The 26176-nt window shown below is 62.3% G+C and carries 25 protein-coding genes and 2 tRNA genes; 17 read left to right on the top strand and 10 right to left on the bottom strand.

Annotated features, from left to right (window positions below; genetic code table 11):
- The first annotated feature begins 39 nt into the window (after positions 1 to 39).
- Entirely contained in the window at positions 40 to 1365 is a 1326-nt protein-coding gene (locus AC1DW2_RS13585; protein WP_477006299.1) for an FAD-binding oxidoreductase, read from the top strand.
- Positions 1366 to 1368: 3 nt separating this feature from the next.
- Entirely contained in the window at positions 1369 to 2109 is a 741-nt protein-coding gene (locus tag AC1DW2_RS13590) for an SDR family oxidoreductase (RefSeq protein WP_477006300.1), read from the top strand.
- A 184-nt stretch (positions 2110 to 2293) separates the two neighbouring features.
- Here AC1DW2_RS13590 and AC1DW2_RS13595 read toward each other — a convergent pair whose 3' ends face one another.
- Positions 2294 to 3259 carry a complex I NDUFA9 subunit family protein gene (locus AC1DW2_RS13595; RefSeq protein ID WP_477006301.1) on the bottom strand — a complete coding sequence of 322 codons (966 nt, stop codon included), beginning with the start codon at positions 3257 to 3259 and terminating at the stop codon, positions 2294 to 2296.
- 163 nt (positions 3260 to 3422) lie between these two features.
- Between AC1DW2_RS13595 and AC1DW2_RS13600 the strand changes: the two genes are divergently transcribed.
- A tRNA-Leu gene (locus AC1DW2_RS13600) sits at positions 3423 to 3509 on the top strand.
- Positions 3510 to 3603: 94 nt separating this feature from the next.
- Positions 3604 to 5277, top strand: coding sequence for a tyrosine-type recombinase/integrase (locus AC1DW2_RS13605; RefSeq protein WP_477006302.1), 1674 nt, complete (start codon positions 3604 to 3606; stop codon positions 5275 to 5277).
- Positions 5278 to 5319: 42 nt separating this feature from the next.
- Here AC1DW2_RS13605 and AC1DW2_RS13610 read toward each other — a convergent pair whose 3' ends face one another.
- The 4 genes from AC1DW2_RS13610 to AC1DW2_RS13625 all read right to left on the bottom strand — a co-directional run bounded on the left by AC1DW2_RS13610 (position 5320) and on the right by AC1DW2_RS13625 (position 7667).
- Positions 5320 to 5634 (bottom strand): hypothetical protein, encoded by a 315-nt coding sequence (locus AC1DW2_RS13610; protein ID WP_477006303.1) that lies wholly within the window; start codon positions 5632 to 5634, stop codon positions 5320 to 5322.
- A 1-nt stretch (position 5635) separates the two neighbouring features.
- Complete coding sequence (locus tag AC1DW2_RS13615; protein ID WP_477006304.1) at positions 5636 to 6175, bottom strand: hypothetical protein; 540 nt, start codon at positions 6173 to 6175, stop codon at positions 5636 to 5638.
- The gene (locus AC1DW2_RS13620; protein WP_477006305.1) at positions 6172 to 6345 is read right to left on the bottom strand and encodes a hypothetical protein; all 174 of its coding nucleotides are present in this window, start codon (positions 6343 to 6345) and stop codon (positions 6172 to 6174) included. The genes AC1DW2_RS13615 and AC1DW2_RS13620 overlap by 4 nt, the downstream gene beginning before the upstream one ends.
- 386 nt (positions 6346 to 6731) lie before the next feature.
- A complete protein-coding gene (locus AC1DW2_RS13625; protein ID WP_477006306.1) occupies positions 6732 to 7667 on the bottom strand; it encodes a hypothetical protein in 936 nt (311 codons plus the stop codon).
- Positions 7668 to 7978: 311 nt separating this feature from the next.
- Between AC1DW2_RS13625 and AC1DW2_RS13630 the strand changes: the two genes are divergently transcribed.
- Positions 7979 to 8680: a recombinase family protein gene (locus tag AC1DW2_RS13630; RefSeq protein WP_477006307.1), complete on the top strand. Its 702-nt coding sequence runs from the start codon at positions 7979 to 7981 to the stop codon at positions 8678 to 8680.
- Between the two features lie 16 nt (positions 8681 to 8696).
- Here AC1DW2_RS13630 and AC1DW2_RS13635 read toward each other — a convergent pair whose 3' ends face one another.
- Together AC1DW2_RS13635 and AC1DW2_RS13640 are read right to left on the bottom strand one after the other, a co-directional pair.
- The gene (locus AC1DW2_RS13635) at positions 8697 to 8855 is read right to left on the bottom strand and encodes a hypothetical protein (protein ID WP_477006308.1); all 159 of its coding nucleotides are present in this window, start codon (positions 8853 to 8855) and stop codon (positions 8697 to 8699) included.
- Between the two features lie 3 nt (positions 8856 to 8858).
- Positions 8859 to 9056: a hypothetical protein gene (locus tag AC1DW2_RS13640; protein WP_477006309.1), complete on the bottom strand. Its 198-nt coding sequence runs from the start codon at positions 9054 to 9056 to the stop codon at positions 8859 to 8861.
- A 145-nt stretch (positions 9057 to 9201) separates the two neighbouring features.
- On the opposite strand from AC1DW2_RS13640, the gene AC1DW2_RS13645 reads away from it, so the two are divergent.
- Positions 9202 to 9882, top strand: a complete 681-nt coding sequence (locus AC1DW2_RS13645; protein ID WP_477006310.1) for a sce7726 family protein — start codon at positions 9202 to 9204, stop codon at positions 9880 to 9882.
- On the opposite strand, the gene AC1DW2_RS13650 is transcribed toward AC1DW2_RS13645, so the two are convergent.
- On the bottom strand, positions 9791 to 10888 hold the full coding sequence (locus AC1DW2_RS13650) for a beta family protein (protein ID WP_477006311.1): 1098 nt from the start codon (positions 10886 to 10888) through the stop codon (positions 9791 to 9793). The genes AC1DW2_RS13645 and AC1DW2_RS13650 overlap by 92 nt on opposite strands.
- Before the next feature lie 231 nt (positions 10889 to 11119).
- On the opposite strand from AC1DW2_RS13650, the gene AC1DW2_RS13655 reads away from it, so the two are divergent.
- Genes AC1DW2_RS13655 through AC1DW2_RS13665 form a run of 3 tightly spaced genes read left to right on the top strand, consistent with a single transcriptional unit; the run spans position 11120 to position 12467 of the window.
- The gene (locus tag AC1DW2_RS13655) at positions 11120 to 11398 is read left to right on the top strand and encodes a hypothetical protein (RefSeq protein ID WP_477006312.1); all 279 of its coding nucleotides are present in this window, start codon (positions 11120 to 11122) and stop codon (positions 11396 to 11398) included.
- The gene (locus AC1DW2_RS13660) at positions 11361 to 11606 is read left to right on the top strand and encodes a hypothetical protein (protein WP_477006313.1); all 246 of its coding nucleotides are present in this window, start codon (positions 11361 to 11363) and stop codon (positions 11604 to 11606) included. The genes AC1DW2_RS13655 and AC1DW2_RS13660 overlap by 38 nt, the downstream gene beginning before the upstream one ends.
- Entirely contained in the window at positions 11607 to 12467 is an 861-nt protein-coding gene (locus AC1DW2_RS13665) for a TIR domain-containing protein (RefSeq protein ID WP_477006314.1), read from the top strand.
- A gap of 403 nt (positions 12468 to 12870) precedes the next feature.
- Here AC1DW2_RS13665 and AC1DW2_RS13670 read toward each other — a convergent pair whose 3' ends face one another.
- Positions 12871 to 14055 (bottom strand): PepSY-associated TM helix domain-containing protein, encoded by a 1185-nt coding sequence (locus AC1DW2_RS13670; RefSeq protein ID WP_477006315.1) that lies wholly within the window; start codon positions 14053 to 14055, stop codon positions 12871 to 12873.
- Positions 14056 to 14629: 574 nt separating this feature from the next.
- On the opposite strand from AC1DW2_RS13670, the gene AC1DW2_RS13675 reads away from it, so the two are divergent.
- The 5 genes from AC1DW2_RS13675 to AC1DW2_RS13695 all read left to right on the top strand — a co-directional run bounded on the left by AC1DW2_RS13675 (position 14630) and on the right by AC1DW2_RS13695 (position 22099).
- Positions 14630 to 16525 (top strand): TonB-dependent receptor, encoded by a 1896-nt coding sequence (locus tag AC1DW2_RS13675; RefSeq protein ID WP_477006316.1) that lies wholly within the window; start codon positions 14630 to 14632, stop codon positions 16523 to 16525.
- Between the two features lie 232 nt (positions 16526 to 16757).
- Positions 16758 to 16838 (top strand) — tRNA-Leu (locus AC1DW2_RS13680).
- A gap of 643 nt (positions 16839 to 17481) precedes the next feature.
- On the top strand, positions 17482 to 20436 hold the full coding sequence (locus AC1DW2_RS13685) for a formate dehydrogenase subunit alpha (protein WP_477006317.1): 2955 nt from the start codon (positions 17482 to 17484) through the stop codon (positions 20434 to 20436).
- A gap of 12 nt (positions 20437 to 20448) precedes the next feature.
- Positions 20449 to 21051, top strand: a complete 603-nt coding sequence (gene fdh3B, locus AC1DW2_RS13690; RefSeq protein ID WP_014490880.1) for a formate dehydrogenase FDH3 subunit beta — start codon at positions 20449 to 20451, stop codon at positions 21049 to 21051.
- 49 nt (positions 21052 to 21100) lie between these two features.
- The gene (locus AC1DW2_RS13695) at positions 21101 to 22099 is read left to right on the top strand and encodes a formate dehydrogenase subunit gamma (RefSeq protein ID WP_477006318.1); all 999 of its coding nucleotides are present in this window, start codon (positions 21101 to 21103) and stop codon (positions 22097 to 22099) included.
- A 35-nt stretch (positions 22100 to 22134) separates the two neighbouring features.
- On the opposite strand, the gene AC1DW2_RS13700 is transcribed toward AC1DW2_RS13695, so the two are convergent.
- Positions 22135 to 24120, bottom strand: coding sequence for a 4Fe-4S binding protein (locus tag AC1DW2_RS13700; RefSeq protein ID WP_477006319.1), 1986 nt, complete (start codon positions 24118 to 24120; stop codon positions 22135 to 22137).
- Positions 24121 to 24367: 247 nt separating this feature from the next.
- Between AC1DW2_RS13700 and AC1DW2_RS13705 the strand changes: the two genes are divergently transcribed.
- The 3 genes from AC1DW2_RS13705 to AC1DW2_RS13715 are packed head-to-tail and all read left to right on the top strand — an operon-like array spanning position 24368 to position 26133.
- On the top strand, positions 24368 to 24829 hold the full coding sequence (locus AC1DW2_RS13705; protein WP_477006320.1) for a DUF3305 domain-containing protein: 462 nt from the start codon (positions 24368 to 24370) through the stop codon (positions 24827 to 24829).
- Between the two features lie 20 nt (positions 24830 to 24849).
- Positions 24850 to 25485, top strand: coding sequence for a DUF3306 domain-containing protein (locus AC1DW2_RS13710; protein ID WP_477006321.1), 636 nt, complete (start codon positions 24850 to 24852; stop codon positions 25483 to 25485).
- A 36-nt stretch (positions 25486 to 25521) separates the two neighbouring features.
- Positions 25522 to 26133 (top strand): TorD/DmsD family molecular chaperone, encoded by a 612-nt coding sequence (locus AC1DW2_RS13715; RefSeq protein WP_477006322.1) that lies wholly within the window; start codon positions 25522 to 25524, stop codon positions 26131 to 26133.
- Positions 26134 to 26176: the final 43 nt, after the last annotated feature.

Below are 26176 nucleotides of genomic sequence, written 5' to 3' on the forward strand. Positions count from 1 at the left end.
CAGAGCAGGGCGGCGCGCGCCCGGCACAGGAGCTGAGCCATGACCCTCGTCAGCGGCTGGGGGCGTTTCCCGGTCGTCGATAGCGAGCTGCTGCGGCCGCGGTCGTTCGAGGCCGTGGGCGAAGCCGTGGTGACGGGCTCCGTGGCCAGGGGCAATGGCCGCGCCTATGGCGATGCCGCGATCGGCGCCGCAAGAACCATCGCGATGACGGGGTTCGACCGGGTCCGGTCGTTCGATCCCGTGACCGGGCGCATCCGCCTCGAAGCCGGCGTGCTGCTGTCGGACCTGATCGACACCTTTGGTCCGCGCGGTTTCCTGCCTTTCGTCGTACCCGGAACGCGCTTCGTCTCGGTTGGCGGTGCCATCGCTGCCGACGTCCATGGCAAGAACCATCATTGCGAGGGCGGTTTCGGCCGCTATGTCGACAGCATTTTGCTGCGCACCGGGCAGGGCGAGACCATCGAGGCCTCGCGCGAGCAGAATTCCGATGCCTTCTTCGCGACCGTCGGCGGCATGGGCCTCACCGGGGTGATCCTCGAGGCGACGATGCGGCTACGACCGGTCGAAACGGGGTGGATCCGCGAGCGGGTGATCTCCGCATCCGATCTCGACTCCGCGATGCGCGCGCTCGATGCGGGCGATTCCGCGACCTATTCGGTGGCCTGGATCGATTGTGCCGCGCGCGGCAGTGAACTCGGCCGCTCGCTGATCTATCTCGGCGAGCACGCAGGGACAGACGAACTTGCCGACGGCGCCGGTGCATTTCCCGTCGGCAAAAATCCCGGCCTCGCGGTGCCCGTCGACCTGCCGTCGATGACGCTGAACCGCTACAGCATCCGCGCCTTCAACGAGCTCTATTACCGCATGGGCGCGCGGCGCGCCGGCGGCAGCCATGTGGTCTCGCTCTACCCGTATTTCTTCCCGCTCGACAGCATCAGTGACTGGAACCGCATCTACGGCCGGCGCGGCTTCCTCCAGCATCAATGCGTGATCCCGGAGCTGGGCGCCCGCGCCGTGCTCGGCGAGATCCTCGATCGCGTCGCCCGGCGCGGCGATGCCTCCTTCCTCGCGGTGCTCAAGAAACTTGGCCAGGGCGACGGCATCCTGTCGTTCCCGCTGCCCGGCTACACGCTGGCGCTGGATTTCCCGGTGAAGGGCGACATCCTGAATTTCCTCGACGAGATCGACCGCCTGGTCGTCGCCGCCGGCGGCCGGCTTTATCTGGCCAAGGATGCACGCCAGTCGCGCGCCACATTCGAAGCCGGCTATCCGGCCTTGCGGCGCTTCAACGCAATCCGCAAATCGCTCGATCCCGCCGGGACCATCCGCTCAAAACTTTCACAACGCCTGTTCGATGAGGTTTAAGCCGTGACGTCACGCAAGTCCGCAATTGTGCTCGGTGGCTCCTCCGATATCGGCCGCGCCGCCGCGCGCGCCTTTGCCAAGGCCGGATACGATGTCGCCCTCGCGGGCCGTGACGTCGCCGCACTGGAGCCTGACGCCGCCGATCTGCGCGCGCGCTACAATGTCGAGGTTGGCCTCCACACATTCGATGTGCTCGATACCGCTTCGTTCGAGGGATTTGTGAGCGGCCTTGCAGCGTTGCCTGATGTCGTCATCTCGATCGTCGGCCTGCTGGGCGTGCAGCAAAATGCCGAAAGCGACCTTGCGCATGCCACCACGATCATGCGCTCGAACTACGAGGGCCCCTCGCTGATTCTCGGCCTGTTCGCGGAGAAATTTTTGGCGCGCGGCAGTGGCACGATTGTCGGCGTGTCCTCGGTCGCCGGCGATCGCGGCCGTGCCTCCAACTATGTCTACGGCTCGGCGAAGGCAGGCTTCTCCGCCTTCCTGTCGGGCCTGCGCGCCCGCGCCAGCCGCGGCGGCGTTCACGTCGTTACGGTGAAGCCCGGCTTCGTCCGCACCAAAATGACGGAAGGCATGAAGCTGATCGGCCCGCTCACCGTCGAGGCGCCGGTCGTCGGCGATGCGATCCTCAACGCCGTCGAGAAGAAGACCGACGTCGTCTATGTCAGCGGCAAATGGCGTCTCGTGATGCTGATCATCAAGACGCTGCCCGAAGCGGTGTTCAAGAAGCTGAAGTTTTGAGGCTTGACGGTTCGCACTGCGGCCACGTCGGCGGTGCACTCCCTCGCCCCGTTCTTACGGGGAGAGGGTTGGGGTGAGGGGCCTCTCTCCGCGCATACAACTGCCGAGGGACCTGTACCCCCTCACCCGGATCGCAAGAGCGATCCGACCTCTCCCCGCAGGCGGGGCGAGGTGAAGAAAAACCTCAAACGCTCATTCGCTGGAACTGCCCGGCCGCGCGAAAACGCCAGAGATATTGCGGGGCGATGGCCTCCAGCGAATCCCCGGCAATGCCGAGGCCTTCCAGCGTCAGCCCCGCCGCCTTGGCCGCCTCCGACACGACATTGTCGTGCTCGAGCAGCGTGACCTGGTCCGGCGTAAGCTTCAGCGCACCCGGCGCGAATTGCAGGAAGTTGGCCTGGAAGCGAGCAAGGCCGAACGACAGCGGGACCAGCGCCCGCTTGCGGTCGGTGATGGCCAAAATGGCCTCGATGATCTCGCGCATGGTCAGCACTTCCGGCCCGCCGAGCTCGTAGGTCGCGCCTGCCTTGGCCTTGCCGTCGACCGCATCCGCGATCGCGGTGGCGACGTCGCCGACATAGACCGGCTGCATCCTGGTCTCGGCGCCGATCAGCGGCAGCACCGGCGACATCCGCGCCAGCGCGGCAAAGCGGTTGGTGAACTGGTCCTCGGGGCCGAACATCACGGAGGGACGGAAGATGGTCGCCGAGGGCACCGCGGCCAGCACCGCCGCCTCGCCGGCCGCCTTGGCCTTGGCATAGCGCGAGGGCGATTCCGCATCGGCGCCGATCGCGGAGACATGCACGAGGCGCGCGCCGGCGGCGGCCGCCGCCTTGGCGACGGTCTCGGCGCCTCTGGCCTGGACGGCGTCAAAGCTCTGCGCGCCGCCCTCGGTGAGGATGCCGACCAGATTGATCACGACATGCGAATCACGCAGCGCCGCCTCGACCGACGCCGGATAGCGCAGATTCGCCTGCACGGTGTGGACTTGCCCGACCTTGCCGGAGGGCTGGAGGTACCCGGCCAGTTCCGGCCGCCGCACCGCGACCCGGACCCGGTAATCCCGTCGGCACAGCGCGCGGACGACATTCCGGCCCAAAAACCCCGATCCGCCGAAAACCGTGACGAGAGTTTCCAGATTCGATGCCATGGGATCCATTCCTTGGGTCCATTCCTGCGGAAAGAGTGCGTGTTATCAGGCTTGTATCGGGCCGGTTTGCGATGCGCAATCCGCATCGCCGCGCAGGTGCCAAGCAGCATTTGACAACCGCGTCACCGAACCGTAGTAACCGCCTCCGTGCCCCAAACGGCATGCCCAGGTGGTGGAATTGGTAGACGCGCTGGCTTCAGGTGCCAGTGGCTTAACGGCCGTGAAGGTTCGAGTCCTTTCCTGGGCACCACCCCCAACCCAAGTGGTTGAAATCGCTCATTTGCAGGGTATTTGAGCCGCTGACCGGTACACAAAACCGGGACACAGCGCGTATGAGCTATCGAATGACTCACATCTACCTCGACACTGATTCCTCGCACTGGAATTTCAGGGTGCGGACACCTGCTGATGTCCTTCGCGTTCTCGATGACGACCGCCTGATGTTTGTCTTCGACCGCTGCATGGACGATCCTGGTTTTGAGACGCAGGCTCGTATTGGGGCCGTCGTGAAGCTCTCGCTGCGCACCCGCAACGCGGCGGTGGCTGAGATTCGAAAAACCCAAGCCTTGGCGCAATTAGCGAAGGTCTGGGCCGCCAAGAGGTCGGAGCCGAAACGGCTCAACCTCATGCAGATCATGGCGCTCGCTGGCCTCGTTCATGACCTCTACGTGGAGTCGTTTCAGCAAGACCCAGGCGAACGAGCGGATTGGATTGCGCACAAGGCGGTGAACAGAGCCGTGCGGGAGGGGCGCTTGGTGGATGTCCCGCCGATCATCCCCGGCCAGATGCCGAACGAGCAGCAGCTGGCAATTGACGAATTTGGGGACGATCTCACGGCCGGCATCAACGCGCTTCCCAGATTGACGGACGGCGAAGAGGGTCTGGAGCGCAGGTATGGGCTGCTTTGCAATTGGGTCCTGGCCCAGCAATGCCTGCGCGTAGATTATGCGACTAGGAAGCGGCTCCTGGTCGCGATCGCGAAGGCCGGAGACACGGGACCGCGTCAGCTCAAACAGAACGCGGTCGGTGACTACCGCCCTGACATCTATCGAGAGAGCTACCCGCGGTACCGATCCAGCCGCACCCTGCCACAGGTGTTCGAGCAATGGCGAGGTGAGACGCAGCCGTCGCCCAGCAGCGTCTCGAACTGGAAGGGGCATGTCGCTTCGCTGATGGCCTTCGTCGGGCACGACGAGGTTGAGCGGCTGACGAGGGCAGATATCGTCAGTTGGAAGGACGACCTCGTCGAGAAGGGCCTAACGGCGAAGACCATCAACGACAGCTATCTGGCTTGCATCAAGAGGCTGCTGAATTACGAAGTGCAGAATCATCGGCTCGCTGAAAACGTGGCCGAGAAGGTATCCATGAGCACCCGTGGTCAGGCAGGTGACTCGCAGCTTCCCTATACCACGGAGGAGGTCGGACAGCTGCTCAAGCTCGCGAGGCAGCAACAGAAGCCGATCTTGCGGTGGTTACCCTGGCTTGTTGCACTCAGCGGCTCTCGGGTCGGAGAGGTCGCGCAGCTCTGGGGCTCGAACGTCAAGAAGGTCGGAAACGTGTGGGTGATGCAGATCAAGCCCGCAAGTGATGGTGGCCGGCTGAAGAACCACTGGAGTGAACGAGACACTCCGATCCATCAGGCGATCATCGACGAGGGGTTCCTGAGGTTTGTTTCGGACCGCGGGGACGGGCCGCTCTTCTACAGCCGGACCTCCGGCGATCGGAACAGAAAGCACGCTTCGAAGAGCGTGTGCAATCGCCTCGGGGCCTGGATTCGATCGCAAGAGGGATTCCAGGACCCGCGCAAGGCGCCGAACCATGGGTTTAGGCACTGGTTCAAAACGGAGCTTGGCGCTTTGGGCGTGCCTGACAGCATGGCGGACTCGATCATGGGGCACGGGAAGAAAACAGAGGCGGACAAGTACCGCCATTACACCGCCGAACGGAAAGCCCCGTTCGTGAACAAAGTGCAGGTTCCAGGGGTTACAGCCAGCTCTACGGTGCAGGCGGCCGAATAGGTCGCAGGAGATGGGCCTCCTGCGACCTGCGACGGCTGAAGGTCACTTGCCCTTCTTTGGAGGAGTAGAGCTTGGCGTTCCGTCCTGGAGTGCTGCGGCAACACGTTCGGCCTCTCGGACTGCCTCGGCAAGGACGAGCTTATGGCTCTCGGGATCGAACGTCTCCAGGCGGACTCGGGCACCGGCCACGCGAGCGATGGCCTGCTCGTGCTGCCGTTCGAGGTCCTTGCGTGCGAGCAGAGCGGCACGGGCCGCCCTGATCTCGTCAGATGCCTTTTTGCTATCGCGGATGATGCTCGCTCGCTCCTGGCGGTACGACCACCCCTTAACTGAGCAGGCGGATGCGGTTCGGTTCATTTCATGCCGCTCCAGCTGCACGGCGCAGCGAGTCCGCACGTTCCGGGTCGTTCCGCTCCAAGAGCATCTGCCGGGTGAGGTTGAAGCCCGCACGGCTATAGGGATTCTCCCTGTCGCCGTCGTCCCTAACGTACGGTTCGGCAGCCGCGTGACGCTCCAGCTGTTCCGCATACCGCGGATCATCACGATAGAGCAGCATCTGCTGCGTTACGTTCCAGCTCCGCTTGCTGAAGGGGTTCTGGGTCAGCAGCGACGCGCCCTGCGGCAACGCGATGGGCTTGCCGGAGCTGGCGAAGAACCTCTTGGTTTCCTCGTCCTGATAGAGGCCGGCCAAGTAGGTCGTCAGGTCGGCTTCCGAGCCGTCCTGATCCAGATATTTCATCTCATGGCCGCCGCCGAGACGGCGGTTCAACACCAACCGGTCCTTGAGGTGTTCGACGAGAGCGTCCTCGCCCTCCTGCGTGAGCGCGAGCCCATGGAGGTCGAGGAGCTGGCGCAGGGCGGTTGCCGTGTTCATGCGGCCTGCAATGACCTCGGTCATGCGCCCTTCCCCTGCAAGGCGGCGAGCACGACGCGGCGCAGCCAGGACGATCGTGAGATCAACTCGGACTTGGCGCATTCTTCGACGGCATCGGCCATCGAACGGGGGAACACGACGCCGATGGTGGTGGTGGGTTCGTTTCGGAGCAGGTCTAGATCGATGTCCTGCATTGGGGTCTCCAGGTGGGTTTTCGAGCCGGACAGGGCCGGCGGGATGGGCGGGTCGTCGGTGGTCCGACATCTTTACACTGTAAAGATTTTCTAAGAAATGTCAATAGGTGCAGGCTGTTACGGAGAACTGAGAGCGAAATGCAGCGAATTTCGGTCGCCGTCGACGGCGCAGAGACGTCATGTAACTTGTTGATTTCACAATGTATTTTCGGCTAGGCCAATGCACTGCCTGGGCCAGGGAAAACAAATTGCCCTTTTAATCCAATGCGCAATGGAGCAGGCCGAGGCCAAATGCCTCTAGAAATCATTAGGATAGCCGCTGATGCGTCTGGAGCGAACGAAGCGTGAACCCTAGCTCCGGCCACCCGAACGCATCAGCGGTCCTCCTAAGCGGCGGTACGGCGGGTCCGCTCCAGCTGGTGATCATTCGCAGCTTGAGGAGGTGTGGCATCGCCCCCGGTGATCGACGCCAAGCCGAGGTCCCGCCTGAGACCGCCGGTGACTTCATGTCGGGCACGAGCGCGTGCATCCAGGTTCCTCGACAGACCATAACGCTTGCCGAAGATCGGACCGCCCAACTGGATCCTGCGGCCGAGATATCGCCCTGCCTGAGGACTGTTCTTCGAGACGTAGGTCAAAACGCTCTCGTCGCCGCCCTTTTTGTTTCGTCTGGTCTGATAGCTACATCTCCGGACATCGATCTCGTCGGTGTGACCACACCAGCTCCTAACCAGGTCATCGAACCGTCGATGGAGGGCTGGCGGTATGTGCATCAAGACGTGAAGGTGTTCGTTACGCCCCGAGTGGCGCTCCGACTCTCTGGTCCATAGGCAGGTGAAATCGAAGCGGTGATCGCGAGCGAACTGCGCCAGCTTGTTCCGCCATGCCGACCATGTCGCGATCCGTTGCTCAGGGTTCTGCTCATTGATGTCATCGGGTCGGAAGGTGATGAACCTGTTCACCGGGTGACCGATCATTCTGGCGTGGTGCCAGGCGGAGTTCAGATCTCGGACGGCGGGCAGCCTCAACTCCCTCGTCACCTTGCGTCGGCCGATTTTCGTCTTCCTGGTCCAGCCTGCGAATCTGTCTGAGCTGGCCAGGGATACCATCCCATGCTGCTGCTCCAACTCGTCCGCGCCTGAAACCATATAAGAGGCCGGCTGTTCGGACCGATGGCCTGTATGGTCCCTAACCTGCAAGGAATCCCGAGGAATTTGCAGAGTTTTGGAGCCGGCATCAGTCTGGAACTTGGCTCGAAGTTCTTGAAAGTTGTCGTTCGCCGAAAAAGGGCCTTTTGCTAGTTCGAAGTTGGAGCGGGTCATCCGAGTGGGGGGCCTGTGCTAGAAAAAAATCAGACCTTCGATGGTGGTGCCTCTCCAGGGGGGAGTCCACGCCGCGGCGGCTGAACGGACTGTTGATCCTGCTTTTCCCCACGTCGACACGACCGGGTCGGCCGAACCTCGCCGGCAGAACAGGGTAAGAACATCGTGCTCGTTCTGTTCCGTGAGCGTCTTCCCCGATAAGCCTCGACCAAGCTCAATCTGAAGGAGAGAAAGATCTGATTTTCATTGCAAGCGCGTATCGGTCGTGTTACGTTTTCTCAAGAATACGTAACATAAAATGTCTGTAAGCCATGGCTACTAAAGCGAAAAATATCGAGGCAGTTGCCTACATCCGGACCTCGTCAGCGGCGAATGTGGGCGCCGACAAGGACTCTGAAAGGCGACAGCGGGATGCGATCGAGGGGTTCGCCAAGAGGGCGGGCTTCTTGGTCGTGAGCGAGTTCAATGATGCCGCGGTGTCCGGTGCGGACCCGATCGAGACCCGTGCTGGCTTCACATCTCTGCTGGATCAAATTGAGGGCAACGGCGTAAGGACCGTGCTGGTTGAGGATGCAAGCCGATTTGCTCGTGAGCTGATCACCCAGGAGCTTGGCATATTGGCGCTGATCAACCGCGGCGTCCGCGTCCTGACTGCGAATGGCGATGACCTCACCGACAGCAGTGATCCATCTCGGGTGATGATGCGGCAGATCGCCGGAGCATTCCACCAATACGAGAAGGCTCGACTCGTCGCCAAGCTGAAGGCCGCCCGTGACAGAAAGCGAGCCGGCGGCACGAAGGTCGAGGGCCGAAGGAGTCTCGCGGAAATTGATGCAGTCGAGCATGGTGGGGAGATGATTGCCCTGGCTCGCAAGCTGAGGCGGAAGACCCCCAAAGGCGGGAGGCGGTCGCTCAGGGCGATCGCTGTCGAGTTGGAGAAGGCGGGTTATGTCGGCGAAACAGGTCGGCCCTTCGCCCCTACTGCCGTTGCACGAATGCTGGGGGAACTATGATCGCGGCAAGGGATTCTCAGCAGTGTCCGTCGGCGCACGCACGAACCATCGGAGCATTCTCGAACCTTAGGCCATCGTGCCCGATCTCAAGGCGATATCCGGAGATCACCGCCAGTACGGCAAGAATGATGATCGCGGCAGGAACGACCAAGCCGTTGGGATCGAGCCGGTTCATGATTCATTTCCCATCGTCGAGGCTCGCGAGCCAGTACGGGCGGCGCGTGACCGTCTTGCCGTCCTCTACATACTCTTCGAGCAGGGCTCGGATCGCACGGGCGACGACTTGGGACCGGTTCTCACTGAAGCGCTCGCAGGCGAGATCCAGCGCCGCTAGATCAACATCGGACAGTCGGAACGAGATCACCTGTTTGCTCATGGCATCTAACCTACAAGACGAAAGTAAATACGGACTTAAGAACGTAATACGCGGTGTGACTGAATTGACTCGCCACGGAGTTTTCTGCGTTCGAGGCCCCGCGAGCCGTCGCCACGTCTGTCGATCGCGGGTAATGGTGTGGACCATGCAGCCCGAGACCACCAAAACATCACGGCGGACACCCGGTGCCGGCGGGGCCGCCAGAGGCTTGATGCGGGATCGCGAGGTCCGTCAGGCGCTGCACGCCAAGGTCCTGCGCGAGCATCACGGTCAGGCCAACACGCTCGTGCTGGACGAGCTGGGTCTCCGACACGGTACGGTCCGCGTGGATATCGCCGTCGTCAACGGCTTCCTTCATGGCTACGAGATCAAGAGTGACGCGGACACGCTCGATCGGCTTCCGAGCCAAGTCGACGTGTATGGCAAGGTGCTCGATCGCGCGACGCTCGTTGTCGGCGAGAAGCATGTCGAGAAGGCTAAGGCCTACGTGCCGGATTGGTGGGGAATCAAGGTCGTATGCAGCGGCCCGCGGGGCGCTGTTGATTTCGATACGGTTAGGCCCGTGCGGATGAACCCCGGTATAGAGCCGCTCGCCCTGGCCGAACTGCTGTGGCGCGATGAGGTCGCTGCCATCCTACGGGAGCGCGAAGCGCCAACTAAGCTGCTGCGGCAGCCGCGAGGCTTCCTCTACCAGCATCTCGCAGCCACCATGCCGGTCGACGAGTTGCGCACGACTATTCGGCAGCAACTGAAAGCCCGTGAACGCTGGCGAGGTCAGAGGCCACCTTCGTCAGATGATGGTTCGTTGCCACCCACACCCAGGTAGAGAGATTGCCCGTCGCCGCGGTGCCGGCGGCGCAGTCGGCGATGTAGGTGTCGCCGGCCGAGAAGTTCCGGCCGCAGAAGTATGGCTGCGCGATCAACTTCGCGCACATGCCTTGGAATTGGCCAAAGCCGTGGGTGCGCACAGGCGAACCCTTCTCGAAATACCAGTCGTTGTCGATCGTATACCGCATCTTCGCGAACGGCTTGATGAGCCGCATGTCGAGCTCGACGGGATCGGGATGTGCAACTCCGTAGTCTCCGAATGTCGGGATGCGAGCCTCGGGGCTCAGCGTGCCGAGAAACGCCCGATATGACTGCCATTCCATTCGCGGAATGAAGGCGGGGTTCATGTTGAGACCGGCTACCGTATTAGGAAATGACGTGCCTACGACACTAACCGTACGCCAGCGGTTCAGCACCGGTACCTTGCTGAGCAAGGTATGGATGATGCCGACGAACACCGTCACGGGGACATAGCTCTGCGCTTCGAGGTCGATGACCAAGTCGCAGGCGTGCCAGCCCTCTGCCATCGAGCGCAGCATGTTCTCGATGTCAGCGGCCAGGTTCGGTCGATCGAAGTCGGGCAGATAAAGGCGTAGGCAGACGCCGCGCCGATCTTGCTGCGCAACCCGACCGATGGCTGCAAGGTAGGCCGGATTGTTGTTGAAGCTCGCGACCGGGATCGCAGCACAGCCTTCCTGGCGAGCCGCATCAAACAACTCGTCGACGCAGTGCTGGCCGCCCGTGCAAAGCGGATTGGCCTGCAGATATTTCAAGTCGACGAAGCAGGGACGCGCTTGCCACTTCGACTTAAGGCGGCGGCCAAAGTCGCCGATGTGCGAATCCAAGGTCTCCTTGTTGGCGCGCGTCTCGAAGTCGAAGCCAACAGGCGGGACCTCCAGTAACGGCGTGATGCGGTCCTTCACGGCGTCCGTGAGGCGGCTCAGCGCCTGGTATTCCCCCATCTTCCATTTAAGAACGGGAACATAATGCGTGTGATTGAACATTTTGCTTTCCAAAAGGCGATCCACACAAGTTTTTGGTCAAACCTGAGCGGGGAAGTGCGACCTGACTCAATCAAATAGCACATCAGCCCCGGTTTTTGTAAGATTTTTTTGAGCAACTATCAAAAAAGGACGCATATAGGCCACTAGTGGCCTTGCAAGTTCCCGGTCCTCGCGTCAACATTGTTCTCTGATTCGAACCGCGACCGCCGGTTGCTGCAGCATGGAGCTTCGATGGCCGAGAACCCGCCCGACTACGCAACATGGCTGCCGGTGATCGGCAGATCGCTGGCGTTGCTGTGCCTACAGGAGGCCCGGAAGAACGAGCCGACCAAATACAAGGAGGTCCTCGAGAAGGTCGACTTTCTGGAGGGGCTCGGTTTGCCGGCCAAGGACGCGGCCGAGGCAGCCGGTTCAACCGCTGAATCTGTCCGCGTAGCGAAATTCAACCGCAAGAAGGCGAAGGCGAAGAAGAGTGGCAAAAAAAGCAAGGCGCGCGGCCGCACGCGCTAACGAGAACTCTGAGAAGGATACACCCGCCCTCGACAAGATCGCTGGGCTGTTGGCGCTCATGGCGACCAGGGATCTAGACAAGGACTCGGCGGCGCTGAAGCTCGACGCGATCGGCTTCACCTCGCGGGAAATCGCGGGTCTGCTGGATGTCGGAACGAACTATGTCAACGTCGCACGACACCGGAAAACCAAGAATAGGGCTCGGTAGTTGGCCAAGATCAACCAGGACCTGATCGAGCGGATCGCGAACCGAATGGGCATCACGTCCAAAGCCGTGTATCCGCACATCACCCGAGTTGCCAATGAGATGATGCTCGATCGGCATCTGGCGGCCCTGGTGTTGGCGAGCAGGCGTCACATCAACCTCAACAGATACTCTACGGCGGCAGAACGCGCGGAGATACGTGGGGCGTTGCGGGGCGGCGGAGGACCAGACCGGGACGACGAACCGCGTGAGCAGCGACCGACCGAGCCGACCAGGCGCACGAGGGCCACGAAGAAGGCCGTACGAAAACTGAAGGGCAACAAGGTGTTCGTCGTGCACGGTCGCGACGAGCCGCTCCGCAAGTCGATGTTCGACTTCCTGCGTGCGATGGGCCTGGCCCCTTACGAATGGCAGCATGCGCTCGACCAGGCTAAGGGCAACAACCCTTACGTCGGCAACGTGATCGACGAGGTCATGGACCAGGCGCAGGCCGTGGTGGTCATGTTCTCTCCGGATGACCTCGTGCACCTCAAAGAGCATCTCTGCAACGCGAACGACGGCCCCAACGAGCGCAAGCCGCAGGGCCAGGCCAGGCCGAACGTCCTCTTCGAAGCGGGACTCGCGATGGGACGGCATCCCCACAAGACGGTACTGGTTCGCATCGGTCGGGTTAAGGCGTTCTCGGACGTCGGCGGCCGACACATTGCGGCCTTGGGCCAGGACTTCGACAGTCGTAACGACTTCGCCAACAGGCTCGTGAAGGCCGGCTGTACCGTCAACCGCATCGGCAACGACTGGGCGAAGACCGGTCTGTTTGAACCTACCGAGCCGAAGCCGGCAAGGAAGCGGGCCAAGCGGTCGTAGCCGCAGCGCGCGGCCATGGAGGAAGCAAGTCGATGCCGCGGTCTCCGAGTCCCAAAGGTCCGCGACGGCGAGCACGGCCCCGAGCGTCGCACCGAACATGGCAGGTCCCACTGGTCGGAATATTGGCCCGAGACCGTCCTGCAGGTGTGCTTCATGGCTCCGCTTGCGAGCGGGACACAAGTCCGGTACACAAACGCCCGCCGGTTGGCTTAAAACCCCTGCAAAATAGCCACTTCCGGGAGGGGGCGATCCAGTCCTTTCCTGGGCACCATACAATTCTGGAAAATGAGCAATTCCAGTTAGTTGAGCCCCATCTGCATGCTTGGACGGCTCCCTTGGCCACGGGTGGTCTTGTCTCGCCCGGCGAGCAAGAATACGCTCGCCGTGCCGGCACCGGCGCTTCCTATTTCGCAGAGCGTCTGCGCTGGATGCGACCGCCCGGTTTGCTGGCCCATAAATACAAACCGCTCACCAGCACCATGATCGTCACGATGTCGAAAAACGCCCAGACGAGCTTGGGCGCCAGGCCGGGAAACGTCGTCGGAAAATGCAACGGCTCGGCGATCAGCAGCGCCTTCGTGACACCCGTCGGCTCGAATACGTCAGACACGCCACCGGTATGGGCGTCGATGAGCACCGCGTAGAAGAGCTCCTGTGTCATCATTTGTCCGTCCTTCATCAGAACCACGTAGTGGTTGGATGAACTGATCTCGGCGTTCGGGAACAACAACGACATCACTCGCGCTGCTGGCACCTTGCCGCGGGCAGCAGCAATCGCAGCTTCGATTGACCCAGGCCGATCGACCTCTTCCATTCGCCCTGCCTGTGTCATGACGACCCGCCGCCGAATCTCGTCGGACATGGCTGTCCTTACCGAAGTGGAAACGGGGCCATGCAGGGTGTTGATTGCTCCGGTCGTGGCAACGAGGAGCAGCCACGCCATCGTAATGATGCCCGTCAGATTGTGCAGGTCGAGCCACAATAGTTTTCGGCTCTTGTTCGTGCGAACCGTGCCAAATCCAAATCGGCGGACGAATGGCGGATAGAGTATCAAGCCCGAGACGACAGAGGCGATGACGACGAGTGCCATGCCGGCAAGGAACAAGCCGCCGGGCAGCCCCAGATACAAATCCGCGTGCAGCGTGTGCAGGAATTGCATCACGGGACTACGCCGTTGCGGCATCGTTGTGAGCTGACCGGTGCGAAGGTCGATCACCTCGCGGTGTATCCGGGTGGGTCCGGCATCCGGGGTTGGCGCCGAGCGCGTCTCCACGATCGGCCACCGCTTTGCAAATTCGAGTGAGATCATCGTATCGCCGGGGTGTCGCGCCAGCGCTGCCGCGACGATGGAATCAAGCGTTGGCGCGCCCTTGCTTTCCGGGACTTCGGCCAACATTCCCGATGAACCAAACGCCTCGTCGATCTCTTTTTGAAATATCAGCAGCAAGCCCGTCAGCGAGAGGATCAGCAGGAACAGCGTCGAGATGATGCTCGTCCAGCGGTGGATGCTGGCCCGCGTCCCCAGCGATCGCATGTTGGGTCGCTTCCGCGCGGCGATGTGCGACGCATTTACCAGTAGCGATGTCATGTCGGGTCTTGAGTCCCCAGCAATTGCGCGTCTGTGACAATTGACCGCGGTGGTTTCGCGCGGTCTGCCTCATGACTCGTCGCGATCACATCCGGCGCGTTGCGGTCTTACGAAGTTTTTCGAATCGTGCGTTCGGGCGGCAGCAAAAGGCTTTCGCGCTTACCAACAATCGATGCGATGTGAAATCGAAACGTAGAACGGCGCGCCAGGATCACCTGCAAGCTTAGATGCCTTCTAGTTGGCATGGATTTTCCCGAATGCTTATTCGCTCTCGTCCCAAGCGATTCGTGTCTGGGACGGGGCATCAAGAAGAAAAGACTCCGGGGACTGCATGCTTAACGACGTGACCTTCTCGCGCGCATTCGGGCTTGCGTGCGTGTCAGTGTTTTTGACCACGACCTCATCCGTCGCACAGCAGTCGGGCCGCCAACAATCGGCGACGTCCGGACAGTCACTCCCTCCCGTGACCGTCGTCGCGCCTGAGCAGCGAGCCTCTCTCGCACGGCGACAGCGGTCATCCAATACATCGCGCGCTGCGACGACGCGGCGGGCAGAGCGACGTGAGAACGCGCCGGTGACGAGCGCGCCGGCCACGCTTGGAGCAAGGCAGGCAGCGTTGCCGGTGCCGCATGTTGGAGGGCAAATCGCAAGGGGCGGACAGGTCGGCCTGCTCGGCAACAGGGATTATATGGAAACGCCATATAGCCTCACGAGCTACACGGAAAAGACCATCCGCGATCAGCAGGCGACCAGTGTCGCCGAGGTCCTGACCAATTCCGATTCGTCAGTACGGGCGGCGATCGGTAGCAGCAATCGCTATGACGCGCTGACCATTCGCGGCTTCCGGGTCGAGAACAGCGAGATCGCGCTGAATGGGCTGTACGGCCTCGTGCCGGCTTACCGGATCAACCCTGCGCCGATCGAGCGCATCGAGCTGCTCAAGGGACCCGGGGCGTTCCTCAATGGCATGGCTCCGTCCGGCAGCATCGGCGGCAGCGTCAATGTCGTGACCAAACGGGCAAACGAGGACCTGACGCGTCTGACGGCCGGCTACATCTCGAATGCGCGGTTTGGCACGGAGATCGACGTGGCGCGCCGTTACGGCGAGCAGCGCGAATGGGGCGTTCGTTTCAACGGCGGGATCGATGGCGGCAATACGACGATCGACCGTCAGTCGGTACGCGACGGAGTCGGTTCGCTTGGCGTTGACTATCGGGGCGAGCGCTTCAGGTGGTCCGCCGATGTCATCTATCAGGACGACTGGATGAAAGCGGCAGCTCGCGGCTACACGCCCGTCATTGGCATCGCGGTGCCGAATGCTCCGGACCCCCGCATCAACCTCGCCCAGCCGTTCGACTATGCCCGCGCGAAGAGCCTCACCGGGCTTACGCGCGCCGAATATGATGTGTCGAATAATGTCACCGTGTTCGGCGCAATCGGCGCCAACCAATTCACCTTCGACAAGCAGGAAGCCCCCGGCGCCACCATTCTAAACACGGCAGGCGATGCCCTCTCGACCTCTCGCTTCCAGACCGGCAAAAACGACGGCGTATCGGGCGAAGCCGGCGTGCGGGCGCGTTTCGACACAGGTCCGGTCGGTCATGAGGTGGTTGTCAGCGGCAGCGCCATGAACCGCACTGACTGGCTCGGTCAGACCAATTACGGAAACTATCTTACCAACATCTACACGCCGACCCTGCTGGCGAGTCCGGGCACCCCGGTGTCTTCATTCCCTGAGGGGAAGTCGGATTTCCTCGGTCTGAGAAGTGTCGGCGTTGCCGATACGCTCTCGATGATGAACGGGATGCTTCAGGTGATCGTCGGAGCGCGACAGCAGCAGGTTATCGCGAACAGCTATGCCCCCGTGAGCGGCCTGGAAATGACCCACTACGATCAGAGCGCCACGTCGCCTTCCGTGGCGCTGGTGGTTCGGCCGATCAAGGAGCTGTCCTTCTACGCCAACTACATCGAAGGCCTCACGCCTGGACCAACGCCGCCGTCCGGCGCCGCCAACACCAATGCGGTGTTCGCGCCCTTCAAGACAAAGCAGTATGAAGTCGGAACCAAGCTCGATCTCGGAGGCTTCGGCGCGAGCCTCGCGGCATTCCAGATCAGCCTGCCGAGCGGCGCGACCGATCCGGTTACCAGGATCTTCAGTCTCGATGGTGAGCAAAGGAACCGGGGCATCGAGTTCAATACGTTCGGTGAAGTCGGGCCCGGGATCCGCGTCCTGGGAGGGGTGACTTACCTCGACGCGCGGCTGACAAAGACTGAAGGGCACCTCCATGATGGCAACCGTGCCATCGGCGCTCCGGAATGGCAGAGCAATCTCGGTGTCGAGTGGGACACTCCGTTCCTGCCCGGGCTGACTGCGACGGCGCGTACCATCTACACCAGCCAGGCCTATGTCAGTGCTGACAACATCCAAAGTGTTCCGGCCTGGATGACGTTCGACATTGGTGCACGTTAGGCAACCCAACTGGCGGGACGACCCACCACGTTCCGTGCTTCTCTCACGAACCTCTTCGACAAACGCTATTGGATCGGCAATCCGACCGGTTATGTGATCAGCGGCATGCCGCGTACGTTGTGGTTGTCAATGACGGTTGACTTCTGACGCTGCCAGAGAGGCGCATCGTCCTGCGCCAAGCGCGTCACCGAACCATGGTAACCGCCTCCGTGCGCCAAAACGGCATGCGCAGGTGGCGGAATTGGCAGACGCGCTGGCTTCAGGTGCCAGTGGCTTAACGGCCGTGAAGGTTCGAGTCCTTTCGGGGGCGCCAGCTTTTTCTGGATACCCAGCATTTCCAGCTAGATAAATCGCATCCTTGTGTTGCGTGACCTCAAATGCGCAACGAAGGGGCGCGGCCCCGCCGACCCGACGCGGATTTCCGCGATCGCTCACGATGTCGACGTATCATTCGTATCGATCGCGAGTTCGTCACTCGCGACGCGTGTGACGTCACCCGTCCGGCAATCATCTGCTCGATGTTTCGGCGTTTCCAATTCGCACGACAATCTGCGGAGCCGAACGGCTGATAACAATGATGTTGACGGCGATTGACCGCTTGTTGCGGTAACACCAGCAGCAAAGCTGCGTGGCACGGCCGCTCCTGCAGATTATGCAACGCAGGTCTGTGATTGATGTCCGGCGCAAAACTCGGATAGCCTTCGGGAAGGCCTGACCCCGACAGGGAGTGTGCTTCGTTGAAGAATGATCAAGCGCCAAAGCTTCTTCGACGCGACTTGCTTCGGCTGACGATTGTCGGTGCCGGTGCGTTGGGTGCCGGCCAATTGTTGCCGGCGGCGGCTTCCGCAAAGCCCGTTGATCTCGATCAGAAGCGGAAGGCTCGCTATCGACCTGACTCCCAGGAAGTCAGGAATTTCTATCGCGTCAACAGCTATCCCGCTCGATAGGAGACTTCCGTGCTGATCAGGAAGTCCGATCGTCGTCCGGAGCGTGCCAGGCTTTTCGATGCGGCGGCCGACGAAGCATCCGCGAAACTGGACCGGCGAACGTTCCTGAAGCGCTCTGGAGTGACGGCCGGCGCATTGGCCGCGGTGGGCGAACTCGCGCTGCACAGCGTGCGCAAGGCCGAAGCCGGTCCGCCGCCACCTGTCGGCGCAACGGTCACGACCCGCAAGAACGTCTGCACGCACTGCTCGGTCGGTTGCTCGGTGATCGCCAAGGTCGCCAACGGCGTATGGATCGGGCAGGAGCCCGACTACGACAGTCCGATCAATCGCGGCTCGCATTGCTGCAAGGGTGCGGCAGTTCGCGACGACGTGTTGAACGAACGACGCCTGCGTTACCCCGTCAAGCTCGTCAACGGACAGTGGACGCGCATCTCCTGGGAGACGGCGATCGACGAGATCGGCGACAAGCTGCTGGATATCCGCCAGAAGGCGGGGCCCGACTCGGTCTATTGGCTCGGCTCCGCCAAGTTCACCAACGAGGCCGCTTATCTCAATCGCAAGCTTGCGGCGTTCTGGGGCACCAATAATTCCGATCACCAGGCGCGGATCTGCCACTCCACGACGGTCACCGGTGTAGCCAATACCTGGGGCTACGGCGCGATGACCAACAGCTACAACGACATCCGCAACGCCAAGACCATCCTGCTGATGGGTGGCAATCCAGCCGAGGCCCATCCGGTTTCGCTGCAGCACATTCTTGAAGGCAAGGAGCTCAACCGCGCCAACATGATCGTGGTCGATCCCCGGATGACGCGGACCGCTGCGCACGCGACCGAATATGTCCGGGTTCGCCCCGGCACGCATATCGCCACGATCTACGGCATGCTGTGGCACATTTTCGAGAATGGCTGGGAGGACAAGGAATTCCTCGCTCAGCGCGTCTATGGCCTGGATGAGGTCCGGAAGCAGGTTGCGAAGTGGCCGCCCAAGGAGGTCGAGCGCGTGACCGGCCTGCCGGAGGCGCAGGTCAAGCACGTCGCCGAACTGTTCGCCAAACAGAAGCCGTCCACCCTGATCTGGGCGATGGGGCAGACCCAGTTCACCACCGGCACCGCCAATGTCCGCGCCAGCTGCCTGTTGCTGCTCGCCACCGGCAACATGGGGCTGCCCGGCGCAGGCGCCAACATTTTCCGCGGCCACACCAACGTGCAGGGTGCAACCGATCTCGGTCTCGATGTCACGTCGCTGCCGCTGTACTACGGTCTTGCCGAGGAGGCCTGGCGGCATTGGTGCCGGGTATGGGAGGTCGACTACGACTGGATGAAGTCGCGCTTCCCCGACAAGAAGCTGATGGAAACGCCTGGCATTCCCAGCACGCGCTGGTTCGACGCAACCCTGCTCCCGAAGAATCAGATCAGCCAGCCCAATCCGGTGCAGGCCATGTTCATCATGGGCCATGGCGTCAACACCATCACGCGGATGCCGGAAGCGGTGAAGGGCATCGAGAAGCTGGAGTTGCTGGTGGTCTGCGATCCCTATCCGACCGCATGGTCGGTGCTGTCGGAGCGCAAGAACGGCACTTACCTCCTGCCGGCCTGCACGAGCTTCGAGATGGAAGGTTCGCGCACCAACTCCAACCGCTCCCTGCAATGGGGCGAAAAGATCGTCGATCCGGTCTTCGAATCGAAGAACGACTACGACACCATGTACCTGTTCGCCCGCAAGTTCGGATTTGCCGACCTGATGTTCAAGAACATCAAGGTCGAGAACGGCGCGGTCTCGGCGGAGGACATCCTGCGCGAGATCAACCGCGGCGGCTGGTCGACGGGCTATTGCGGCCAGTCGCCGGAGCGGCTCAAGGCCCACATGAGAAACCAGCACAAGTTCGACCTGGTGACGCTGCGGGCGCCGAAGGATGATCCGGAGGTTGGTGGAGATTATTACGGCCTGCCATGGCCGTGCTGGGGCACGCCCGAGTACAGGCATCCGGGCACGCCGATCCTCTACAATACCAACCTTCCGGTGAAGGAGGGCGGCGGCACCTTCCGCGCGCGGTTCGGAGTCGAGCGCGTCGTGAAGCGCAAGGTGATGGAGAACGGGCAGGAGGTGGAGCGGGAAGATCACGATAATCTTCTTGCCGAAGGCTCGTACTCCGTTGGTTCGGAGATCAAGGACGGTTATCCCGAGTTCACCCTTGGCGTGCTGAAGAAACTCGGCTGGGACAAGGACCTCACGACGCAAGAACGCGAGGTGATCGAGCGCATCAATCCGGCCGATCCCGACAAGGTGTCATGGTCGACCGATCTGTCCGGCGGCATCCAGCGGGTCGCGATCGAACACGGGTGTTCGCCTTACGGAAACGCCAAGGCACGCATGATTGCGTGGAATCTTCCCGATCCGGTTCCGGTGCATCGCGAGCCGATCTACACGCCGCGTCCCGACCTCGTCGCCGACTATCCGACCTTGCCGGACGCGAAGCAATTCCGCGTGCCCAATATCGGCTTCTCCGTGCAGAAGGCCGCCGTCGATCGCGCAATCTCGAAGCAGTTCCCGCTGATCCTGAGCTCGGGCCGTCTGGTTGAATACGAAGGCGGTGGCGAGGAAACGCGGTCCAACAGATGGCTCGCCGAACTGAAGCAGCACATGTACGTCGAGATCAACCCGGCGGACGCAGCCGAGCGCGGCATCGTCGATGGCGGCTGGGTTTGGGTGACCGGTGCAGAGAACAGCTCGCGGGCCCGGATGAAGGCGCAGGTGACTGAACGCGTCGGCAAGGGCGTTGCCTGGATGCCGTTCCATTTCGCCGGCTGGTACGAGGGAGCCGACCTTCGGGCGAAATATCCAACGGGGGCCGATCCCATCGTGCTCGGCGAGAGCAACAACACGCTGACGACCTATGGCTATGATCCTGCCACCGGCATGCAGGAGCCGAAAGCCACGCTGTGTCAGATCAGGGCCGCATGAGAGGTTAGACCAATGGCACGCATGAAATTCCTGTGCGATGCGGACCGTTGCATCGACTGCAATGCCTGTGTGACCGCCTGCAAGAACGAGAACGAAGTGCCTTGGGGCATCAACCGACGGCGCGTCGTCACCATCAATGACGGCAAGCCGGGCGAACGGTCGGTGTCGATGGCCTGCATGCACTGTACCGATGCGCCTTGCGCGTCGGTGTGTCCGGTCAAGTGCATCTATCCGACCGAAGACGGCATCGTCCTGCACGACAAGGATCTGTGCATCGGCTGCGGCTATTGCTTCTACGCCTGTCCGTTCGGAGCGCCGCAATATCCCCAGGTCGGGAATTTCGGCTCGCGAGGCAAGATGGACAAGTGCACCTATTGCGCGGGCGGCGGCGGACCGGAGGCGCCGGGCAGCGCCGAAGAATATGCGAAATACGGCTCGAACCGCTTCGGCGAAGGCAAGCTGCCGATGTGCGCCGAGATGTGCTCGACCAAGTCGCTACTCGCAGGCGATGGCGATATCATCGCCCAGATCTACGAGGAGCGCGTCGAGAAGCGCGGCTACGGCTCCGGAGCCTGGGGCTGGACAACCGCCTATCACGAGGACGTCAAGTCATAAGGGACCTGCGCTTACCGCGACGATCAGGGACGAAGATTGGGTATCCGTCATGACGGCTTTCGCACGCATTCGCTTCGCAGCGCTGTTGTTGATGCTGTTCGGCCTCACGACAGCCCCGGTGCTCGCCCAGAAGCTCGGTCCCGACGGGGCGCCCAATCCGACCGCCAGTGTGGCCAATCAGAAGACGCTTCTCGAGCAAGCGCCGCGCATCCAGGGCCGGATCGACATTCCAGATGTCAAAGCCAGCGTGTTGATGCAGCCGGCGGGACGGACCTGGGATTATTTCCACGAGGTCCTGCTGCACTGGGGTGGGGCGGTGGTGATCGTCGGCATGCTTGCCGTACTCGCGCTCGCCTATCTGATCATGGGCCGGCTTCGCATCGAGGCGGGGCGCTCCGGCCGGAAGATTGTCCGCTTCAAGGCTTTCGAGCGGTTCGCGCATTGGCTGACAGCAGTCTCTTTCGTGCTGCTCGGATTGACCGGCCTGAACGTCACCTTCGGCAAGATCCTGCTGCGGCCGCTCGTCGGCCCGGATCTATTCTCCGACATCTCCCAGGTCGCCAAGTACGTGCACAATTTCACGAGCTTCGCCTTCGTGGCGGGCCTCGTTCTGATCACGGTGCTCTTCTTCAGGGACAATCTGTTCAAGCGAGTCGATATTGACTGGGTCAAGCAGGGTGGCGGCTTCATCAAGTCGAAACATGCGCCTGCAGGACGCTTCAATCTCGGTGAGAAATTGGTCTATTGGCTGTCGGTCGCGGCCGGCCTCCTGGTCTCCGCATCGGGATTCGTGCTGCTGTTTCCCTTCTACGGCACTAACATTGCCGACATGCAGATCGCCCAGGTCGCCCACGCCGTCATCGCGATCCTTTTCATCGCGCTGATCCTGGGACACATCTATATCGGCACGCTCGGCATGGAAGGCGCGTTCGAAGCCATGGGTACGGGCGAGGTCGATATCAATTGGGCGAGAGAGCATCACGACCGCTGGCTCGCCGAAAAGCTCGAAGCGGAAGGCCGGCAAGCCTCGGCGACACCGGCTGAATAGCGCGATGGCGCCCGGACTAACCTGAACCGGGCAATTCAGTTGGAGCGGCCGTCCGGGTCTCGCTTCGCGTCCCGGTCACGCAGGTAATCGTCGGTGGTGCGGACGGTCGGGCTCTGCGCGCCATAAGATTCAAAACCTTGCTCGGCCACGAAGCCGACGCGGCAGTCGCCGCACATCTTGATTGCGTCGAGCCGCTGCGCCGAGCCCGAATACATCCAGTGCTGGCCTTCGAGCTTCGCGACCACACGCTCGATGCTGCTCTTGACGCCGAATGGCTTGCCGCAGCGGATACAGCAAAACGGCTCCTCTTCCTTGAGAACCCGGGTCGGCGCCCGACTGGCGCGGAAGTCAATTTGCGGGACCAGCGTGATGACTTTTTCCGGGCAGGTCGTCCGGCACAGACCGCACTGAACGCAGGAGTCTTCGACAAAACGCAATGCCGGGCGCTCGGGGTCGTCGCGCAGGGCGCTCGTCGGACAGACCGACACGCAGGACAGGCAAAGCGTGCAGCCGGCCGCATCGATCTCGACGGCCCCGAACGGCGCGCCTTCGGGCAACGGAATGACATCGACGGGTGCAGGCGCCGCGCGGTGCAGTTCGGCCAGCGCAAAGCGCAGCACGTCGCGCTTGCCGCCCACGGCGCGGAAGCTCGCAGGGCGCGGAGTGGGCGCGTCGGCCGGCGCGGTGCGGAGCGCTTCGATCAGCCGGTCTGGATCGTCGGTCGCGATGATGGAAAGCCGGGCCGGGCCGAAGCCGAGCCCGGCAAGGATCGGATCGGCGAGCGCGATCGTCCGCGTCAATCCGGAGACGTCGTGGCGCGGCTTGGCTCGCAGCAGGAAACGCACCGCCGACACGCCATAGGCAAAAGCCGCGATGATGCTCTCCAACCCGATTTGCGTGACCTCGTTGACCGCGAACGGCAGCACGTTCGCGGGCAAGCCGTCGCCGAACCGCGACAGCGCGTCGATCAGCGGCGCGCCGTTGCTTTCGTCATGGACGAGGACAACGGCCCGCTCGCCGCCCGCCTGACGGTATGCGAGCAGCATGGCACGCAGCTTTCTGACCAGCGCGTCTTCCGCCGGCAGCGCATAGGACGCGGCGCCGGTGGGACAGGCCGTCGCGCATTGGCCGCAGCCCGCGCAGATGTTGGCGTCGATCGCCACATGGTTGCCGGCAGGTGTGATCGCGCCGGCCGGACAGGAATCGAGACAGCGGGTGCAGCCGGTCCGCTTCGAGCGCGAATGTGCGCAAAGCCCGGCGTCGAAGGTGATGTAGCGCGGCTTCTCGAAGGTCCCGACGAGGTCGCGCGCTTTCAGCACGGCCTGGAGGATTGCTGCGGGACTGCCGGGATCCGCGCGCAGATAGCCGTCGCGCAAGTCGGCAGGAACCAGCGCCGGCCCGCCGGTCAAGTCGAGGACGATGTCGCAGGTCGAACGGGCGTTGTTGCGCGACGCGCCAAACGTCAGGGCTCGACGCGAGGACGGTGCGGCTTCGGCGAAATCGTCGACCACCACATCGAACGCGCCCAGATGTCCTTTGACGCTCGTTATCCGGCCCTTGGCAATCGGATGGTCGGCGTTACGCGGCGGTGCGATCGCGGCTGGCGGCGCAATCAGCACGGTGACGTCGAGATGCTCCTTCAGCAAGTCGCCAGCCTCGATCGCGGCCTCGTCGCGGCCGTAGATCAGGATGACCCCGCTGCTTTCCAGCTGGACCATCGGCGCGGGTGCGGCGACTTCGGCCGCGGCGGCCAGCAGCGCGGCCATCTTCGGTCCCGCGCGGTCGGCATCGCCGGACCATCCGGCGGTCTCGCGGATGTTGGCAAACTGTATCGAATTCGCACGATTATTTTCGGAAGCAACCTGCGAAAACAACGCCGCCTGCTGCGTGCAGGCCACCGTGAGCGGACCATCTTCGGCGGCGACAGCCTTGAATCGGCCGAGTTCGGCGCCGCAGAGCTGCGTCGCAGCCGTCACTTCACCGCGGCAGCCGCGGCGAATTGCGTCTGCATCGAGCGGCATCGTCCCTTCGCACGAGCAGATCAGGAGGCGCCTGCCGGTGTCAGATATGACGGTCACAATATCTCGCGGCTCCCAAAATAGAGCGGCCACCTACTGGCCCGTTCACCCCCGAAGTATATACTCCGCGTATCGGAAAAGACGACGCCCGTATCATGAGCGCACGATTATCGCTCTCGCCGGGCGCGAGCGCAGCTTCGCTGGATTGGCTTCGGAAGCAGGAACCACGTCTCGATCGCGAGAGGGTACATTGATATCGACGAGTCTTGCACGCATTGCTGTCGGTGTCGCAATCGAACGGCGCAAGGCCAAGAGTGCGTGGGCCGATTTTCTGTGGCGGCCCGTCTCGGTATTCGCGGGAGAGCCGACTGCGAGGCCGTGGACTCCGATTGGAGGCGAAGGCGACGTCACGTTGTTCTATGCAGGTGATGCCGTGATCGAACTACACCGGACCGAAACCACCAACTATCGCGAAAATCTCACGTCAGGCTCGCCGACGCTGTGGGTCAATTTGCGCCCGACCGGTTCCGAGCCGCCCTACGAGCTGCTCGCGGTCACGGCCGATCCGGCGGAGGGCGAGGCGTTTACCGATGCAGGCAGCAATCTGGTCGAAGCCGTGCCGATGCCACCAGGCATCTCCGAGATCGTCGGCCGGTTCGTCGCCGAGCATCATGTCGAACGACCTTTCGTCAAACGGCAGCGCAATCGTTAGCAGCGGCATGAGAGAGATCGATGTCAGAGACTAACGTCTTCGTTCGCTGGGCGCGGCTCAAGCAAGCTTCGAAAAGCCAAAACGCTGAACTTGCTCCGGTCGACAAAGAGCAGGCTGCTGAGCCGTCCGCAGCGAATGACGGGAACGACCAGCCTTTCGATCTCGCCAGTTTGCCGTCGATCGAATCGATCACCGCTCACACCGACATTGCGGCGTTCCTGCAGACGGGCGTTCCGGCCGAACTGACGCGCCTGGCATTGCGCCGTGCCTGGGCGGCCGACCCTGCGATCCGCGACTTCATCGGGATCGCGGAGAACCAGTGGGATTTCAACGATCCCAACGCAATTCCCGGATTTGGCCCGCTCGATCCGGCGGACAACGTCGCCGATCTCGTCGCGCGGATGTCGAAGGGGCTGGAGCAGGTGGGTGACGCGCTTGTGGACGCGCCGCCGCCAACCGAGCTTATTCCGCAAGGGCGGCCCGATGCCGAACAGCCCATTCTCGAACCGACGATATTGGCAGCTCAATCGCTGGCCGATGATGCCACGGCGCGACCGGACCAGGACCGGAATGAGAGCATGCAGTCCGTCAGTCCTGCTGCCGGAGAGCCGCCCTCCCAGCGAGCACGACGTCATGGCAGCGCATTGCCCCGCTAGCAACCGGCAGGATGATATGTCTTGCGCGATCGAACAATGATGGATCCAACTTCAACAATCGCTTCAGTGCGTATCGTCGATGAATTCGACCTCGCCCGGGCGCAGGAATATGCGCTGTTGGCGACGTTGCTGACGCGCAGCCCCGACACGCAGCTGCTGCACCGGATCTCTGCATTGCGCGGCGATGCAAGTGCGATGGGCGCGGCACACATGGCGCTGGCGGATGCGGCGCGCCGGACAGATGAGCAGGCCGCATCGCGCGAGTTCTTCGCCCTCTTTGCAGGGTTGGGCAAGGGGACACTCCTGCCTTATGCGTCACACTACCTGTCCGATACCCTGTATGGCCGTCCACTCGCGCGGTTGAGGCAAACTCTCGAGGGGCTCGGCCTCGAAAAGGCCCCGGAGCGCACGGAGCCCGAAGATCACGCGGGATTTCTCTGTGAGATCATGGCAGGCCTTGCCGGCGGGAGCATTTTGGCGCCAGCGGGCGCCGAGCGCCTCTTCTTTGATCAGCATGTCTCACGCTGGATGAGGCGCTTTTTCGCCGATCTCGAGCGGGCGCGTTCGGCAAACTTCTATGCCGCCGTTGGCGCGCTCGGACGGACGTTTATCGATATCGAGGCGGAGGCCTTCGCACTTCCAGGTTGAACACAGCGTTTTGTACGGGCGCTGCACAAATCCGTTTGGGAGC

It is taken from the genome of Bradyrhizobium sp. P3_C3 (assembly GCF_056402655.1).